This window comes from Nocardia huaxiensis (assembly GCF_013744875.1).
Taxonomy (GTDB): Bacteria; Actinomycetota; Actinomycetes; order Mycobacteriales; family Mycobacteriaceae; genus Nocardia; species Nocardia huaxiensis.
Genome location: NZ_CP059399.1, coordinates 1737290 through 1752820, shown reverse-complemented (window position 1 = coordinate 1752820; position 15531 = coordinate 1737290). Strand labels below are relative to the sequence as shown.

Annotated in this window: 15 protein-coding genes; 12 read left to right on the top strand and 3 right to left on the bottom strand. The window is 66.6% G+C overall.

Annotation, left to right across the window (positions count from 1 at the left end; translation table 11 throughout):
- Positions 1-118 precede the first annotated feature (118 nt).
- The 8 genes from H0264_RS07920 (at position 119) to H0264_RS07885 (ending at position 8769) form a co-directional block, all read left to right on the top strand.
- Positions 119-1372: an extracellular solute-binding protein gene (locus H0264_RS07920; RefSeq protein ID WP_181583363.1), complete on the top strand. Its 1254-nt coding sequence runs from the start codon at positions 119-121 to the stop codon at positions 1370-1372.
- A complete protein-coding gene (locus H0264_RS07915; protein WP_231083579.1) occupies positions 1369-2268 on the top strand; it encodes a carbohydrate ABC transporter permease in 900 nt (299 codons plus the stop codon). The genes H0264_RS07920 and H0264_RS07915 overlap by 4 nt, the downstream gene beginning before the upstream one ends.
- Positions 2265-3155 (top strand): carbohydrate ABC transporter permease, encoded by an 891-nt coding sequence (locus H0264_RS07910; RefSeq protein ID WP_181583362.1) that lies wholly within the window; start codon positions 2265-2267, stop codon positions 3153-3155. Before H0264_RS07915 ends, H0264_RS07910 begins: the two co-directional genes overlap by 4 nt.
- Positions 3156-3176: 21 nt before the next feature.
- Positions 3177-3965: a DeoR/GlpR family DNA-binding transcription regulator gene (locus H0264_RS07905; RefSeq protein WP_181583361.1), complete on the top strand. Its 789-nt coding sequence runs from the start codon at positions 3177-3179 to the stop codon at positions 3963-3965.
- Positions 3966-4236: 271 nt separating this feature from the next.
- Positions 4237-5847, top strand: coding sequence for a CocE/NonD family hydrolase (locus H0264_RS07900; RefSeq protein ID WP_181583360.1), 1611 nt, complete (start codon positions 4237-4239; stop codon positions 5845-5847).
- Positions 5844-7373 (top strand): beta-N-acetylhexosaminidase, encoded by a 1530-nt coding sequence (locus H0264_RS07895; protein WP_181583359.1) that lies wholly within the window; start codon positions 5844-5846, stop codon positions 7371-7373. The genes H0264_RS07900 and H0264_RS07895 overlap by 4 nt, the downstream gene beginning before the upstream one ends.
- On the top strand, positions 7370-8194 hold the full coding sequence (locus H0264_RS07890; RefSeq protein ID WP_181583358.1) for an esterase/lipase family protein: 825 nt from the start codon (positions 7370-7372) through the stop codon (positions 8192-8194). The genes H0264_RS07895 and H0264_RS07890 overlap by 4 nt, the downstream gene beginning before the upstream one ends.
- A gap of 125 nt (positions 8195-8319) precedes the next feature.
- Positions 8320-8769 (top strand): DUF4254 domain-containing protein, encoded by a 450-nt coding sequence (locus H0264_RS07885; RefSeq protein ID WP_181583357.1) that lies wholly within the window; start codon positions 8320-8322, stop codon positions 8767-8769.
- A 285-nt stretch (positions 8770-9054) separates the two neighbouring features.
- On the opposite strand, the gene H0264_RS07880 is transcribed toward H0264_RS07885, so the two are convergent.
- Together H0264_RS07880 and H0264_RS07875 are read right to left on the bottom strand one after the other, a co-directional pair.
- Entirely contained in the window at positions 9055-9375 is a 321-nt protein-coding gene (locus tag H0264_RS07880) for a DMT family transporter (RefSeq protein ID WP_181583356.1), read from the bottom strand.
- Between the two features lie 37 nt (positions 9376-9412).
- Positions 9413-9757 carry a DMT family transporter gene (locus H0264_RS07875; RefSeq protein WP_181583355.1) on the bottom strand — a complete coding sequence of 115 codons (345 nt, stop codon included), beginning with the start codon at positions 9755-9757 and terminating at the stop codon, positions 9413-9415.
- A gap of 108 nt (positions 9758-9865) precedes the next feature.
- Between H0264_RS07875 and H0264_RS07870 the strand changes: the two genes are divergently transcribed.
- A complete protein-coding gene (locus H0264_RS07870) occupies positions 9866-10300 on the top strand; it encodes a MarR family winged helix-turn-helix transcriptional regulator (RefSeq protein WP_181583354.1) in 435 nt (144 codons plus the stop codon).
- On the opposite strand, the gene H0264_RS07865 is transcribed toward H0264_RS07870, so the two are convergent.
- Positions 10280-11821, bottom strand: a complete 1542-nt coding sequence (locus tag H0264_RS07865; RefSeq protein WP_181583353.1) for an ATP-dependent DNA ligase — start codon at positions 11819-11821, stop codon at positions 10280-10282. The two genes, H0264_RS07870 and H0264_RS07865, sit on opposite strands and share 21 nt — an antisense overlap.
- A gap of 93 nt (positions 11822-11914) precedes the next feature.
- Here H0264_RS07865 and ramB point away from each other — a divergent pair, with 93 nt between their 5' ends.
- From ramB to urtA, 3 genes are all read left to right on the top strand, one after another.
- Positions 11915-13324 carry an acetate metabolism transcriptional regulator RamB gene (ramB, locus tag H0264_RS07860; RefSeq protein ID WP_181583352.1) on the top strand — a complete coding sequence of 470 codons (1410 nt, stop codon included), beginning with the start codon at positions 11915-11917 and terminating at the stop codon, positions 13322-13324.
- A 95-nt stretch (positions 13325-13419) separates the two neighbouring features.
- Positions 13420-14004 (top strand): DUF8020 domain-containing protein, encoded by a 585-nt coding sequence (locus tag H0264_RS07855; protein WP_181583351.1) that lies wholly within the window; start codon positions 13420-13422, stop codon positions 14002-14004.
- 199 nt (positions 14005-14203) lie between these two features.
- Positions 14204-15472 carry an urea ABC transporter substrate-binding protein gene (gene urtA / locus H0264_RS07850; RefSeq protein ID WP_181583350.1) on the top strand — a complete coding sequence of 423 codons (1269 nt, stop codon included), beginning with the start codon at positions 14204-14206 and terminating at the stop codon, positions 15470-15472.
- Positions 15473-15531 lie beyond the last annotated feature (59 nt).

Here is a 15531-nt window from a genome sequence, read left to right as displayed (position 1 = left end):
TCAACTTTACAACCGAACCGGTCACAAACGATCACGCATGCGCTAGATTCGAATCAAATGCCGATCGGTCCGGCCAGCCGGCGATGGTCCGGGCGGGTGAGATGTGAAAGGTTCATTCGTGAAAACACCACTTCGACGCGTCCTGACGGGGGTCGCGCTGACCACCGCGGCGGTGCTCGCGACCACTTCGTGCGGGTTCGGCTCCAACGACGCCGACGACAAGGACCCCAATTCCATCGCCCTGCTGGTGCCCGCCTACAGCGACGGCCCCACCGGGACGAAGGCGCTGTGGGAGGGCATCATCGCCGGGTTCGAGAAGGACAATCCCGACCTGAAGGTACGCCTTCAGGTGGAGTCCTGGGACTCGATCAACGATGTCGTGCGCACCAAACTGCAATCCACGTCCACCACGCCGGACATCCTGAACATCGACGCCTACTCCACCTTCGCCGCCGACGGGATTCTCTATCCGGCCAAGGACGTGGTCTCGGATTCCGTTCTGGCCGATATCGATCCGGGTTTCGCCAAGAACGCCACCATCGACGGCACCCAGTGGGCGCTGCCCCTGTTCGCCTCCACCCGCACGCTCTTCTACAACACCGAGCTGTTCGAGCGCGCCGGCGTGGCCACCCCGCCCAAGACCTGGACCGAGCTGACCGACGCGGCCAAGAAGATCCAGGCCCTGGGCGGCGGCGTCTCCGGGTACGGCCTGCCGCTGGGCAGCGAAGAGGCCCAGGGCGAAACGTCCATCTGGACCTTCGGCGCGGGCGGCGCCTGGACCGACGGCACCGCCGTCACCGTCGACACCGCCGCCAACCTGAAGGGCGTCACCGCCATGAAGGCGCTCGCGGACGCCGGTGTGACACAACCGAATCCGGGCGCCACCAATCGCAAGGACGTGATCAACTCCTTCATCCAGGGCAAGATCGGCATGATCGAGGGCCTGCCCCCGGTGCTCGGCATGATCAGCGAGAAGAACCCGGGTCTGAAGTTCGCCACCGCTCCCTCACCCACCGAATCCGGCGCGCCGGTCACGCTGGGCGTCGCCGATCACCTGATGGCGTTCAAGAAGGACGGCGGCAAGCAGGCCACCATCAAGAAGTTCCTCGACTACTTCTACTCGCCCGCCGTCTACGCGAACTTCGTGGGATCCGAGCACTTCATCCCGATCACCAAGTCGGGTCTGAGCACGCTGGCCGACGACCAGGTGACCAAGATCTTCGGCCCCACCCTGCCGAACGCCCGCTTCTACCCGAGCAACAATCCGAAGTGGGGCGCGGCCCAGGGCGCGATCCGTCAGCAGATCGGCACCGTCACCCAGGGCCAGGATCCGGCGTCGGTCCTCGCCAAGATCCAGCAGGCAGCGAATTGAGCAGGGGCAGAACCCATTCCGCCACGGCAGGGCTGCGCGCCCTGCCGTGGATCGGCCCGGTGCTCGTGCTGATCGCCGGTATCGTCGCCTTCCCGGCCGGGTACATGCTGTGGACCAGCACCCGGGATCTGAGCCCGTACGGGCAGGATCGCGGCTCGGCCGGGACGGCGAACTACCGTGCGCTGTTCGACATTCCGGAGCTCGGCTCGGTGCTGTGGCACACGGTGGTCTGGGTGGTGGCCGTCGTCGCGCTCACACTGGTGCTGTCACTGGCGCTGGCGCAATTCCTGAACAAGGACTTCCCCGGCCGCACCGCGGTCCGGCTGGCCGTGCTGGTGCCGTGGGCGGCCTCGGTGGTCATGACCACCACGATCATCTACTACATGCTCGACCCGGATATCGGCATCGCCAACCGCTTCCTGGTCGATATCGGCGTGCTGGATCGCGGCTACGGTTTCACCAAGCAGCCGGGCCCGGCCTTCGCCGTGGCCATCGGCGTGGCGGTGTTCGTCTCCATCCCCTTCACCACCTACACGATTCTGGCCGGGCTGCAATCGATTCCGGCCGAGGTCGAGGAGGCGGGCCGGGTGGACGGCGCGAACGCCTGGCAGCGCTACCGGCATCTCACCCTGCCGCAGCTGCGCCCGGCCATCGCGGTGGCGACCATCGTGAACATCATCAATGTGTTCAACTCGCTGCCGATCCTGAAGGTGATCACCGGCGGCATCTCCGGTTTCGCCGCCGACACCACGACCACCTTGACCTTCAAGCTGATTCAGCAGAACCAGCAGGTCGACACGGCCGCGGCCATGAGCGTGCTGAACTTCGCGCTCATTGTCGTGATCATCGCCGTCTACGTGAAGGTGGTCCGCCCGACCGAACAGGTGGACACATGACGACCGTGCTGACCCGACCCGCCGGAGATCCCGAGGTCGCGGCGGAAACCACTGCGCCGCCGCCGAAACGACGCCGCTGGGAGCTCACCGCCGTGGGCGTGGTGCTGGCCGCGTTCTTCCTGCTGCCCTATCTGGTCATGGTGCTGGGTTCGCTGAAATCCCGGCCCGAGATCCTGCGCATCCCGCCCACCTACCTGCCCGAGCAGTGGCATCCGGACAACTACACCACCATGTGGGACACCCCGGAGACCCCGCTGCCGTTCAACCTGGTGAGCACGATCATCATCGCCTCGTTCGCCACGCTGCTGGTGCTCGCGGTAGCCATCCCGGCCGCGTATTACACCGCGCGCAAACGCTTTCCGGGCAAGGCGGCGTTCCTGGCGCTGGTGCTCATCACCCAGATGCTGCAGCCGACCGTGCTGGTGACGGGCCTGATCCGGGAGTTCTTCACGCTCGGCATCACCGACACCTGGCTGGCCATGATCCTGGTGAACTCGGCGTTCAATCTGTCGTTCGCGGTGTGGATCATGCACTCGTTCTTCGCCGCGGTGCCGATCGAGATCGAGGAGGCGGCGGCGCTGGACGGCCTGTCCCGCACCCAGACCCTGCTGCGGGTGAGCCTGCCGCTGGTGTGGCCGGGCATCGTCACCGCGACCATCTTCACGGTGGTGGCCTGCTGGAACGAATTCGCCGCCAGCCTGGTCATTCTCACCACGCCGGAGAACCAGCCACTATCGGTGGCATTGACGAAGTTCATCGGCCAGTACGACACGTCTTGGCAATATGTCTTCGCGGTCTCTACCGTCGGCATCGTGCCCGTCGTCATTCTCTTCGCGCTCATCGAGAAGCGACTGGTCGCCGGTCTCACGGCCGGAAGCGTGAAATGACCCCTCGACCGGAAGGCTGAAGTGACCGCAGCGGCTGATCGACCGCAACGCTGGAATCGGCTGCTGGAGTTGCTGGCGCACTCCGGGCGACTGTCGGTGGAGGAGGCGTCGGCGGTCCTCGAGGTCTCCCCCGCCACCATCCGCCGCGACTTCACCGCCCTGGCCGAACAGCAGCTCGCCACCCGCACGCACGGCGGCATCGTGGCCACCTCGGTCGCCTACGAACTGCCCGCGCGGTACCGGCACGCCGACGAGGCCAAGCACCGGATCGCCGAGCACGCCGCGGAATCCATCGAGCCGCACTGTGTGGTCGGCATGAACGGCGGCACCACCACCACCGCGGTGGCGCGGGCGCTGGCCGGCCGCACCGATCTGTCCGGGTCCGGCGACGAGCAGCTCACCATCGTCACCAATGCCCTCAATATCGCCTCCGAGCTGGTGCTGCGCCCGCACCTGCGCACGGTCTGCCTGGGCGGCACCGCCCGGCGCGAGTCCTATGAGCTGTACGGCCCGCTGGCCGAGCGCTCGCTGGCGGAACTGCGCCTGGACACGCTCGTGCTCGGCGTCAACGCCATCTCGGCCGAGGGCGGCGCACAGTGCAAGCATCTGGGCGAGGCCGGGGTGAATGCCGAAATGGTGCGCCGCGCAACGCAAGTCGTGGTGGTCGCGACTTCCGACAAACTCGGCCGCAGCGCGCTGGCCCGCATCTGCCCGATCGATCAGGTGGATCTGCTGATCACCGATTCCGATGCCGATCCCGATGCGGTGGCCGCACTGCGTGCCGCGGGCGTGCGGGTCGATCTGGTCTGAGCTCCGCCGCTACCCGGCGGAGCTTCGCCATGTCTCCGACATTTGATCATTACTGATCGTTTGGACCGTAGACGAATCATATATGAGCAGTTACCCTACTTCTCAGTAAGAAATCCGCAGGTGCCCCTCGTCCGCGCACCGCTCGACCACCTGGCAGGGACTCCATGAACCAGCTCCCCGAACCCGATCTGCTCGGCACCCTCCTGGGCTATCTGCAGATGGCTCCGACCTCACTGCTGCACAACCTCGGCCGACTGCTCGGAGTCCTGCTGTGAAGGCCCGCGCGCGCTTCGGCCGCCGCCTGTGCTGCACGCTGGCCAGTGCCGCCCTCATCGCCTCCGCCGCCGCGCTCGCGCAGGCCCCGGCCGGCGCGGTGCCGATTCCCGGCGGTCAGGCCACCACGCTCTGGATTCCGGGCGCCGACGGCGTCCGCCTCAATGCCATCATCACCGCGCCCGCGGATATCGCCACGCACAAGAACCCGCTGGTCCTGCAGCCGTCGGGCTGGGGCATGCCGGCCATGGGCAGCATCGGCTCGGCCTACCGGCTCTCCACCGGCGAGAATTTCATCTCCATCGAATACACCGCGCGCGGCATGTACCTGTCCGAAGGCGAGGTCGACCTCCTCGGCCACAAGGACGCCGAGGACGCGTCGGCCGTCATCGACTGGGCCATCGCGAATCTGAATGTGGATCCGGACCGCATCGCCATCGCGGGCGGCTCGTACGGGGCCGGCATGTCGCTGATCGCGGCCGCGCACGATCCGCGGATCAAGGCCATCGTCGCCGATTCCCCGCCCACCGATATCGGGGAGGCGCTCGCGCCCAATGGAACTCCCAAGACCGGCGGTCCCATCGCCCTCGCTCTGGCCGGTGTGCAGACCAATCGCTTCAGCACCGAACTGATCGAGCGTGGCCTCCCGATGATCCTGGGCAATGACGCCTACGCTCTGCAGGGCGTGCCCAACGAACATCTGCTGGCCGAGGCCATTCCCAAGCTGAACGCCAATGGCACCGCGGTGTTCCTGGCGCACGACTGGCAGGATTCGCTGCTGCCCTCCGGACCGGCCTTCACCATGTTCGACGAGCTGACCGGGCCGAAGATGCTGTACATGCAGGCGGGCGACCATTCCACCGGCGGCGGCGCGGGGCAGGTGGCCGGATTGCCGAACGCGGTGTGGGACGCCGGGATTCGCTGGCTCGACCACTACGTCAACGGTGCGGACAATGGCATCGACCGCGAGGCGCCGGTCCAGCTGGCCCCCGCCAACGGCGGAATCGGCGCGCCGTACACCGGTTTCCCCTCCGCGGCCGCGGCCATGGCCGCCGCGCGCACCTTCCCGCTGTCGGCCCCGGCGGCCGGCGTGATGGGCGCCGACCCGGCCGAATCCTGGTCGCAGCCACTGTTTTCCGGTCCCACCATCGCGGTGGCGGCGGTGCCCTACGTGAGCGGCACGGTGGCCCAGCTGGGTCTCGCTCCCGCCATTCCACTCGGCGGGGTGGACCGCAATCTGGCCGGCGTCTGGCGCACCGCTCCGTTCGCCGGCGGCGGCGTGGTCTCGGGCACGACCGCGCTGAAACTCACCGTGCTGCCGCAGACTTCGGATCTCACCCTGATCGGCATCCTCTACGACGAGGGCCCGGACGGGACGGGCACGGTCGTGACCTACGCGCCGGTCACCCGGCACGGGCTGACGGCGGGCGCACCCAATGAGATCGCCTGGGAACTCGCGGCGACACATTGGAATCTCGCACCGGGACACCGGCTCACGCTCACCGTCACCTCGCAGGATCCGATCCCGTTCGTGAGCTCGACTCCGCTGGGCAGCATGGTCACCTTCGCCGCGCCGTCGACCGTGGATATCCCGGTGAACGCGGCGTGACCCGAGCGCTGCGCACCCTCGCGCTACCCCTGCTGATGCCGGCGCTCCTGCTCGCGCCGCTGCTCGTTCCCGGTCCCGCCGTGCATGCCGATCCGGCTCCCGCACTGCCGGTTTCGGTGCCGGGTGTGCGCGGCTGGGAGCCCGCCGCGGGCCGTTTCGATCTGCCCGGAGGGGTGCGGATCGTCGACGGCGGCGGCGGCGCGGTGGTGGCGGCGCGCTTCGCCGGAGACCTGCGCCGCGCGGGCCGGGCGGCCGATGTGGCCTCGGGTGCGGCGCACACGGGTGACGTGGTGGTGCGCATCGACGATTCCGGACCGGCGGAACCGGAGTCGTATCGCATCGACATCGGCGACACCGTGACGGCCACCGCCCGGACGCATGCCGGCGCGGTGCACGCGACTCAGACTCTGCTGCAATGGTTCTCGCAGACCACGACGCTGCCCGCGGGCACGGTCACCGACCACCCGGACTACGCCGAGCGCGGGCTCATGCTCGATGTGGGTCGCGAGTTCATGAGCGTCGGCTTCATCAAGCAGCGCATCCGTGAGATGGCGTACTACCGGATGAACCTGCTGCACCTGCACCTGTCCGACACCGGCGGCTTCCGGCTGGCGAGCCTCAGCCATCCCGAGATCACCGCACCACAGCACTACAGCCGCGCCGAGATCGCCGAGATCGTCTCGTACGCGGGTGAATACGGCATCGAGGTGGTGCCGGAGATCGGTTTCCCGGCCCATATGAACGCGATCCTCGCGCCGCATCAGGATCTGAAGCTGCGACCGGCCTCCACCGGCCCGGCCGACGTCGTCTCCGACACGCTGCTCGCCGGGAGCGCCGAAGGCAAGATCGACATCTCACTCCGGGAATCCCGGCAGCTGATCGAGGATCTGCTGCGGGAATTCGTTCCGCTGTTCCCCGGCGAGTACTTCCACATCGGCGGCGACGAGTACGTCCGCGATTTCTCCCGCTACCCGCAGCTGTCCGTCGATATGGTCGCATCCTTCTTCAACTGGGCCAATGGAATAGTCCGCTCGTACGGGAAAACCGCGCGCATGTGGAACGACGGAATCCCGCACGACTCGGCGGTTCCGGTCGATGCGTCGATTCTCGTCGAGTACTGGACCTCCGGTGACGGACTACTGCCCTGGATCGGCAACCAGAACGGTCCGCAGAGCATTGTCGACGCGGGCCACCCCATCATGAATTCCGGTTTCACACCGACATATTGGGCCAGCGGCGGTTATGCCGCCCCACTCAACGCTCCGCCGGAGGCGCTGTACGCCTGGGATCCCGGGCTGTTCGTGAACGGCGTGCGGCTGCGCGCGGAGCAGCGTTCGGCGCTCACCGGTTCGAAACTCCATGTCTGGTGCGATGATCCGACGGCCATGACCGAGGAGCAGATGGTCGGCCCGATCCGCACCCGGCTGCCTATCATGGCGCAGCAGCTGTGGTCCGGCACCGGTGGCCTGCTCACCTATCCGGAGTTCACGGAACACGTTCGGATACTGGGGGTTCCTTCCGCATGATTCGCCTGCTCACCGTCGCCGCCGCGGTCGTCGCCCTGTCCCTGCCGGCCCTCGCACCGGCCGCCGCGGATCCGGTGCCGGCGCTGGGCGAACCGGCCGCCTGCACCCCCGCGCCGAACCATCCGTATCCGGTGGTCCTGCTGCACGGGACGATGGATGACGCCTCGGCCTGGAATGCGCTGGCCCCCAGGCTCACAGCGGCCGGGTACTGCGTGTTCGCGCCGAGCTACGGGGCGTATCCGTCGGTGATTCCGGTGGGCGGCGGGGTGGCTCCGATCGAACAGTCGGCGGCGACGATCGCGGACTATGTCGATCGCGTGCTCGCGGTCACCGGCGCCGCACGGGTCGATATCGTCGGCCACTCCCAGGGCGGCACCATTGCCGAGTACTACGCCAAGAATCTCGGCGGGGCGAGCAAGGTGCGGTCGGCGATCCTGCTGGCGGTCGCCACGCACGGCACCGATCTGCTCGGCACGGTCGAACTGGCGAATCAGGTTCCCGCCCTGGGCGGTCTGGTGAATTCGACGATGCTCCCGTCGTTCTGCCCGGCATGCGTCGATCTGCAACGCGGCTCGGCCTTCATGCGCACGCTCGGTGCGGGCCCGATCGCGCAGCCGGGTGTGCGCTATTCGGTGCTCGCCACCTATGACGATTCGGTCGTCACTCCGGCGGGCGCGGCCTCGTTCATCGACGAGCCCGGAGTCACCAATCTGTTCGTCCAGGACTTGCGTCCGGGCGTGGTGGCGCACAAGGACATGCCGTCCAACCAGGCCGTCATGGATTGGGTGACAATGCGATTGAATACGGACATTGCCGACTAGGTCGGTCGATCGGTTTCCACGAATTCCGCCCCCGTACTGACAACTCGTGCCACAGTTGGTCAGCGACCCGCATTCCGATTGAATTTCGTTGCCAATCGGAGATATTCGCGTAGCACCATGGCCTGGTGCATCCGCTTCCCAACAAACAGCTACTCCTGCAGGCGTGCCGCGGCCTGCCTCCCGCCGACCATCCGGTGCTGCGCTGCGCCGGCCTACTCGCGGATCTGCACGAGCGGCGACTGTCGGCCGTGGCGGGGTCCACCGGTCCCATCGATCACGATCGTGCCCAGCTGGTGCACGATATCGACCGCTGGGTGGCCACCGAGCTGCCCAAGGCGCCCAGGGAAGCCCACCTGCACACCGAAACCGTCGGCACCGTGGTCGACCGGCTGGCCCAGTTCTCCGCCCTGGCCTATCTGACGCTGGTCGCCTCCCCCGACGCCGCCATTCACGAGGCCGCTCAGCGGCTCACCGAATTGGCCGTCGCCTATGAACATCTGGCGGGTGATCTGGCCGCGGGCCGCCGCCGCCTACCCAATCTCACCGGTAGCCAGGACCAGGACTACGACTACTGAATTCCCGGGAAAGTAGTACGGCCGGCGGCCCGCCCGGCAAGGGGATCGGGCGCGCCGCCGGCACAGCACAGATGGACCATCCGCATAATCCACCGTCGGCGATCACCGTGCGGCACCGCACGCGAAACCCGCAGTGACTGCGGCAGCAGTATCCCCGTGCGATCACCTGACAACCGCTCGGCCGATCCCCGACGCCCGTAAGCTTTCGCTCCCAAGCTAGGAGCCCGCTCGAGCATTCCTGTGAATCAGCTGGGAGCCCGGTGACGCCGGGGACCACACTGCCGCTCAGACTCCGGCCGCGACGCGCAGCACGATCGCCCCGGCGATGATCGACGCGAAGGACAGCAGCTTCGGGACGGTGATCTTCTCTTTGTAGATCAGCGCGCCCAGGACCACGGTGCCGATCGAGCCGAGACCGGTCCAAATCGTGTATCCCACACCGACATCCAGGGTCCGCAGGGCCAGGCTGAGGGTGAAGATGCCGCCCGCGGCGGCGAGCAGGGTGAAGACCGACGGCCACAGCCGGGTGAAGCCCTTGGTGGCATTGGTGCCCAGCGCGAAGGCGACCTCGAAGACGACGGCGATCAGCAGGTAGACCCAGGACATGACGAACTCCTCGAAAACAGATGGGAGAAGGAAGGATTCAGGCGTGCACGGCGGCGGGCGCGCTCAGCTTGTCGGCGAGCTTGAGCCCCAGGACGCCGCCGATGATGAGGACGAAGGCCACGGCTTTGGCGGGGGTGAACTCCTCGTGGAACACCACCGAGCCGAACACCACCGTTCCCACCGAGCCGATGCCGGTCCAGATGGTGTAGCCGACACCGACATCCAGCGATTTCAGCGCCAGGCTCAGGAAGAAGATGCCGCCTGCCGCGGCGGCGGCGGTCAACAGCGACGGACCCAGCACGGTGAAACCGTGGGTGGCATTGGTGGCCAGGGCGAAGACGACCTCGAAGACGGAGGCGATGAGCAGGAAGACCCAGGGCATGGGATTCTCCTCGACCGAGTAGTTGTATGTATGTGCAAGTTCTTGAACCGCGAACAAGAGCATGCATGTACATGTAAACTCGTGTCAAGCCCCTGGAGGAGAAGATCGATGGCAACGAAAACGTCCGCGGACAACCGGCTTTGGAACCGGATGCTGCAGCTGCACGCGCACGTCGAGAGCCGATTGGCGACCGTCATGCAGCGTCGGCACGGGCTCGGACTGTCGGAATATCGTGCGCTGAATCACCTCGATCAGGCCCCCGAGAGCGAGCTGCGCATGCAGGAGCTGGCCGACAAGCTCGGACTCAACCAGAGTTCGGTGACCCGGCTCGTCGGGCGGCTCAATGCGGCCGAGTTCACCTACCGGGATCTGTGCCCGGACGATAAGCGCGGCGTCTACACCGTCATCACCGACGCCGGGCGCGCCCGGTATCGGGAGGCCCGCGCCACCTACGAGAACACGCTCAGCGCGGCGCTGGACGAGATCTCGCAGGAGGATCCGGCCATTGCCGAACTGCTCGCCTCAGCTCGGCGCGCCGGGTAGCAGCGCGCGAATCGTGTCGATGGTGTCGGCGTCGGCCGGCTCCTTGTCGGGGCGGTAGCGCAGCACGCGAGCGAATCGCAGGGCCACCCCGCCCGGATAGCGCGGGCTGGTCTGCACGCCGTCGAGGGCGATCTCCACCACCAGTTCCGGGAACAGGTAGACGGTGGTGGCGTCGCGTTCGCGCTCGTGCCGCGGGAATTCGGCCGTCTGCCACTGCAACAGCGCATCGGTGAGGCCCTTGAAGGTCTTGCCGACCATGATCGGTTCACCGCCCTCGGGGTCGCGCGCGCCCAGGTGCAGGTTGGACAGGTACCCGGTGCGGCGGCCGTACCCCCACTCCGCGCCGAGCACCACCAGATCGAGGGTGTGGGTGGGCTTCACCTTCTGCCAGGCCCGGCCCCGCCGGCCCGCCGCGTACGGGGCGGCCAGGGATTTGATCATGATGCCCTCGTGCCCGGCGGCCAGCGCACCGTCGAAGTATTCGGCGGCGGCCTCCTCATCGGGGGCGATGAGGGCCGGAATGCTCAGGCTCCCCGCCACTTTGGTGAGCGCGTCCCGGCGGTCGCGCAGCTGCGCGTCCAACAGATCCGCACCATCCAGGTGCAGACAGTCGAAGAAGTACGGGTGCAGCAGCAGCTCCCGGGTCGAATTCGCCTCGGCCACGGCCGGATCGGCGGCGAAGCGGCTCATGGTCTCCTGGAACGGCCGGGGGCGGCCGGAATCCTCCAGGGCCAGCGTCTCCCCGTCCAGAACCACACTCGTGCAGTCCAACCCGCGCACCAGCTCCACCAGTTCGGGCACGGTGCTCGTGATGTCGCGCAGCGTCCGGGTGAACACCCAGACCTGATCGCCCTTGCGGTGCACCTGGATTCGCGCACCGTCCATCTTGATCTCGACACTCACCTCGCCGCCGAACTCGGCGAGCGACGTATCGAGTGTGGCTCCCGGCGAGGCGAGCATCGGCTGGATCGGCCGCCCCACCTCCAGCCGGAACGCCGCCAGCGCAGCCGCTCCCCCGGTCTGCGCCGCCAGCGCCGTCGCGGGTAGTCGCCCGGACAGCATGTGCGCCCGCCGCACCGCCGCGACCGGCACGTCGAAAGCCATGGCCACCGCCTCGGCCACGATGGCCGTCAGGGCTCCCTGCCGCATCTCGCCGGTCAGCAGGCGAATCAGGAAATCGTGCTCGTCTTTGGTCGCGGCGGCGAACAGCCCGGTGAGCAGTTCCTTGCGGCGAGCAGTCGACCCGGACCCATTGACGGCCGCCAGCTCGCTGAAGACCGAATCCACCGCAGCCACGCTCAGCGTCGGCCCACCGGCCGCGGGCACCTCCATGGCGGTCAGCGTCCGCCACCCGGTCCCGATCCGCCCCTGCGTCAGCTCCCCGGAAACCCACGCCACAACCGGCGCGAGCTCGTCCGGCCCGGCAGACTCCAGCAGCTCGGCGAAGGCTTTGATCTTGGTCTTTCGTGAGGTGGTCGCACGCACGGTCTGCGACGCCTGCACGACTTGCGACAGCAGCACCAACCGACCGTAACCCCCGGGTGTGACAGATTGCTCAGCACGGTTGTTAATTCTCAATTGGCAGGTTTGCGAAACCGGCCATAAACTGGGCACATGGCCAAGACTTACGTCGGCGCGCGGCTACGGCAGCTGCGTACCGAACGCGGGATGAGCCAGGTCTCTCTCGCGAAGTCGCTGGAGATTTCGGCGAGCTATCTGAATCAGATAGAGCATGATGTCCGCCCGCTCACCGTACCGGTTCTGCTGCGCATCAGCGAGGTGTTCGGCGTCGACGCCGGCTTCTTCTCCTCACAGGACGACACCCGGCTCATCGCCGAACTCCAAGAGGTCGTGATGGACCAGGAGCTCGGCATCGAGGCCGACGCCCAGGAGATCGCCGAAATGGTCTCCGCGCACCCGGGTTTGGCGCGCGCCATGGTGAACATGCATCGCCGCTATCGCAATACGACCGCGCAGCTGGCCGCCGCCACCGAGGACCGTTTCGCCGACGGCAGCGGTTCGGGCGCCATCTCCAAACCGCACGAGGAAGTCCGCGACTACTTCTACCAGCGGCAGAATTACATTCACGAATTGGATACCGCGGCCGAGGAACTCGCCAACCGCATGCGATTCCACGGCGGCGACCTGAAACGCGAGATCGCCCGCCGCCTCACCACCGCGCACGGCGTGCAGATCGTGGAACGCATCGATCTCGGCGACGGCGTGCTGCACCGCTACGACCCCGACGCCCGCCGCCTGGAAATCGCCCCGCATCTGTCGGGCGGGCAACGCGTGTTCAAACTCGCCGCCGAACTGGCCTACCTGGAATGCGGCGACCTCATCGAAAAGCTTGTGGAGGAAGGCAATTTCTCCAGCCAGGAGTCGCGGATATTGGCCAAACTGGGCCTGGCCAACTATTTCGCCGCGGCGACCGTCCTGCCGTACACGCATTTCCACGAGGTGGCCGAGGACTTCCGCTACGACATCGAGCGCCTGTCCGCCTTCTTCACGCAGAGCTACGAGACCATCTGCCACCGGCTTTCGACGCTGCAGCGCCCCAAACTGCGCGGGGTCCCGTTCTCCTTCGTGCGGGTGGACCGGGCCGGCAATATGTCGAAACGCCAGTCCGCCACCGGTTTCCACTTCTCCTCCAGCGGCGGCACCTGCCCGCTCTGGAACGTCTACGAGACCTTCGCCTACCCCGCGAAGATCATGACGCAGATCGCCCAGATGCCCGACGGCCGCAAATACCTCTGGGTCGCCCGCACCGTGGAACGTCGCGCGACGCGCTACGGCGAACCCAGCAAGGTATTCGCCATCGGCCTCGGCTGCGAATTGCGGCATGCCGGTCGCGTGGTCTATGCCGACGGCCTGGATCTCAACGAGCCCAAGGCAACTCCGATCGGCGCGGGCTGCCGCGTCTGTGAGCGATCCAGCTGCCCGCAGCGCGCATTCCCGCCGCTGGGCAAGTCGCTCGACATCAGCGAACACCGAAGTTCCATCTCCCCCTATGTCATTCAATAGTCGTATTTCAATTCTGTCGGTTCCGGGTGTTAATGTCCTGACCCAGGGGCGCGGTGACAGCGCCCGGGTCGGGGATTCACGAGAAAAGGCATGAATTGAACATCAGGAAGTTCGCCGCGACGGCCATCATGACCATTGCCGCCACGGGAATTGCGGGGGGAACCGCCTACGCCGACGTGTCGGTCGAGGACACCGCAGCGGCTCCGGACAAGGGCGTGGACCACGGTGTCGCCTATGACATTTCGCGGCAGGAGGGTTCCGGCACCTTCAGCATGACCCTCGAGGGCGGCACCTTCGCCATCCGCGACGGCCGGCTGAGCATCACGAACGCGGCGGGCACCGAGATCTCCAATGTGGCTCTCACCGTCACCACCGAGGAGGGGCAGCTCGATCTGCAGCCCACCGTCACCGACAACGGCACCCGGCTCACCGCCACGCCGGTCGCGCGCTGGCTCTCGCAGCGGCAGCTCAATATCGAGACCGGTTCCAAGATCGGTTCCGCCATCGGCGGTCTCGTCGGCATGATCGGCATCCTCGGTTACGGCGTGCTCGCCCTGATCACCATGCCGGTCGGCATGATCATCGGCGGTCTGATCGGCGCGGGCATCGGCGCCGCCATCCCGGCTTCGGACGAGCCGAACATCCTGGAGCTCACCTGCAACCGGTGGTCCTGCCACTAGGAGCTCACCGAGCGGGAAGTGTTGCGGTGCGCGGAAATTCACCTCCGCGTAACTCGAGAAATCGGAGTGTCATCGAGAGACATTCCGCCGCAACACTTCCCGTTTACCTTTCTCACCACGAATACAGCGGCTGTATACGCGGCGGTATTCGCAAGCGGCGCAGCAGACGTCGCAGAAGCTCGTGAGAAGGGTCCGCCCCATGCAAGATTCCCCCGGCCGAGATCGCACTCGGCGTCTGATCAAGGCGATCACCATCCCGGCCACGCTGGCCCTGTCCGTCGCACTGGTGTCCGGGTGCGGTTCCCGCGACAGCGATCCCGTGTCCAATGCCAAGTCCTGCGTGGACACCTCGAAGGACACCATCAAGGTCGGTTCCCTGCACTCGCTCACCGGGACCATGGCCATCTCCGAGGTGACGGTCGCCAATTCCACCAAGCTGGCGGTGGATCAGATCAATGCGGCGGGCGGTGTCCTCGGCAAGAAGATCGAGCTCGTCCTCGAGGACGGCGCGTCGGATCCGAAGACGTTCGCCGAGAAGGCCGAGAAGCTCATCAGCTCCGACTGTGTCGCAGCGGTTTTCGGCGGCTGGACCTCGTCCTCACGCAAGGCCATGAAGCCCAAGTTCGAGAATCTGAACTCGCTGCTCTACTACCCGGTGCAGTACGAGGGCCTGGAGGATTCCAAGAACATCTTCTACACCGGCGCGACCACCAACCAGCAGATCGTGCCCGCGCTGGACTACCTCAAGCAGAAGGGCATCACCTCCCTCTACCTGGTCGGCTCGGACTACGTCTTCCCGCAGACCGCCAATCGCGAGATCAAGGCCTACGCCAAGGCCAACGGCATCGAGATCAAGGGTGAGGATCTGGCGCCGCTGGGCTCCACGGATTTCTCCACAATCGTCAACAAGGTCCGCAACTCCAAGGCGGGCGCGGTCTTCAACACGCTCAACGGCGATTCCAATGTCGCCTTCTTCCGCGAGTACGCCAACGCGGGCCTGAAAGCCGCTGACATGCCGGTGGTTTCGGTCTCCATCGCCGAGGAGGAGGTCGCGGGCATCGGCGTGCAGAACATCGTCGGCCAGCTGACCGCCTGGAACTACTACCAGACCGTCGACACCCCGGTGAACAAGAAGTTCGTCGCCGACTACAAGGCCGCCTTCGGTCAGGAGAAGCCGACCTCCGATCCGATGGAAGCCGCCTACGCCTCGGTCTTCCTGTGGAAGAACACCGTCGAGAAGGCGAAGTCCTTCGCGGTGGCCGACATTCAGGCCGCGGCCGACGGCGTCAGCTTCGAGGCGCCCGAGGGCACCGTCACCATCGACGGCGCCAACCACCACATCACCAAGACCGCGCGCATCGGCGAAATCCGTTCCGACGGCCTGATCTACACCGTGTGGGATTCCGGCAAGGCCGTGACGCCGGACCCGTACCTGAAGTCCTACGAGTGGGCGGCGGGCCTGAAGTAGTCGGCACTGCCGTTGAGGGGTGGCCGGTGCGGACGCTGTCCGCACCGGCCATACGGCAC

Bases quoted from the DNA above. Each gene is read 5' to 3' on its own strand.
- H0264_RS07910 (WP_181583362.1), top strand. From the start codon at position 2,265: ATGACGACCGTGCTGACCCGACCCGCCGGAGATCCCGAGGTCGCGGCG.
- H0264_RS07890 (WP_181583358.1), top strand. From the start codon at position 7,370: ATGATTCGCCTGCTCACCGTCGCCGCCGCGGTCGTCGCCCTGTCCCTG.
- H0264_RS07880 (WP_181583356.1), bottom strand. From the start codon at position 9,375: ATGTCCTGGGTCTACCTGCTGATCGCCGTCGTCTTCGAGGTCGCCTTC.
- H0264_RS07875 (WP_181583355.1), bottom strand. From the start codon at position 9,757: ATGCCCTGGGTCTTCCTGCTCATCGCCTCCGTCTTCGAGGTCGTCTTC.
- H0264_RS07870 (WP_181583354.1), top strand. From the start codon at position 9,866: ATGGCAACGAAAACGTCCGCGGACAACCGGCTTTGGAACCGGATGCTG.
- ramB (WP_181583352.1), top strand. From the start codon at position 11,915: ATGGCCAAGACTTACGTCGGCGCGCGGCTACGGCAGCTGCGTACCGAA.
- urtA (WP_181583350.1), top strand. From the start codon at position 14,204: ATGCAAGATTCCCCCGGCCGAGATCGCACTCGGCGTCTGATCAAGGCG.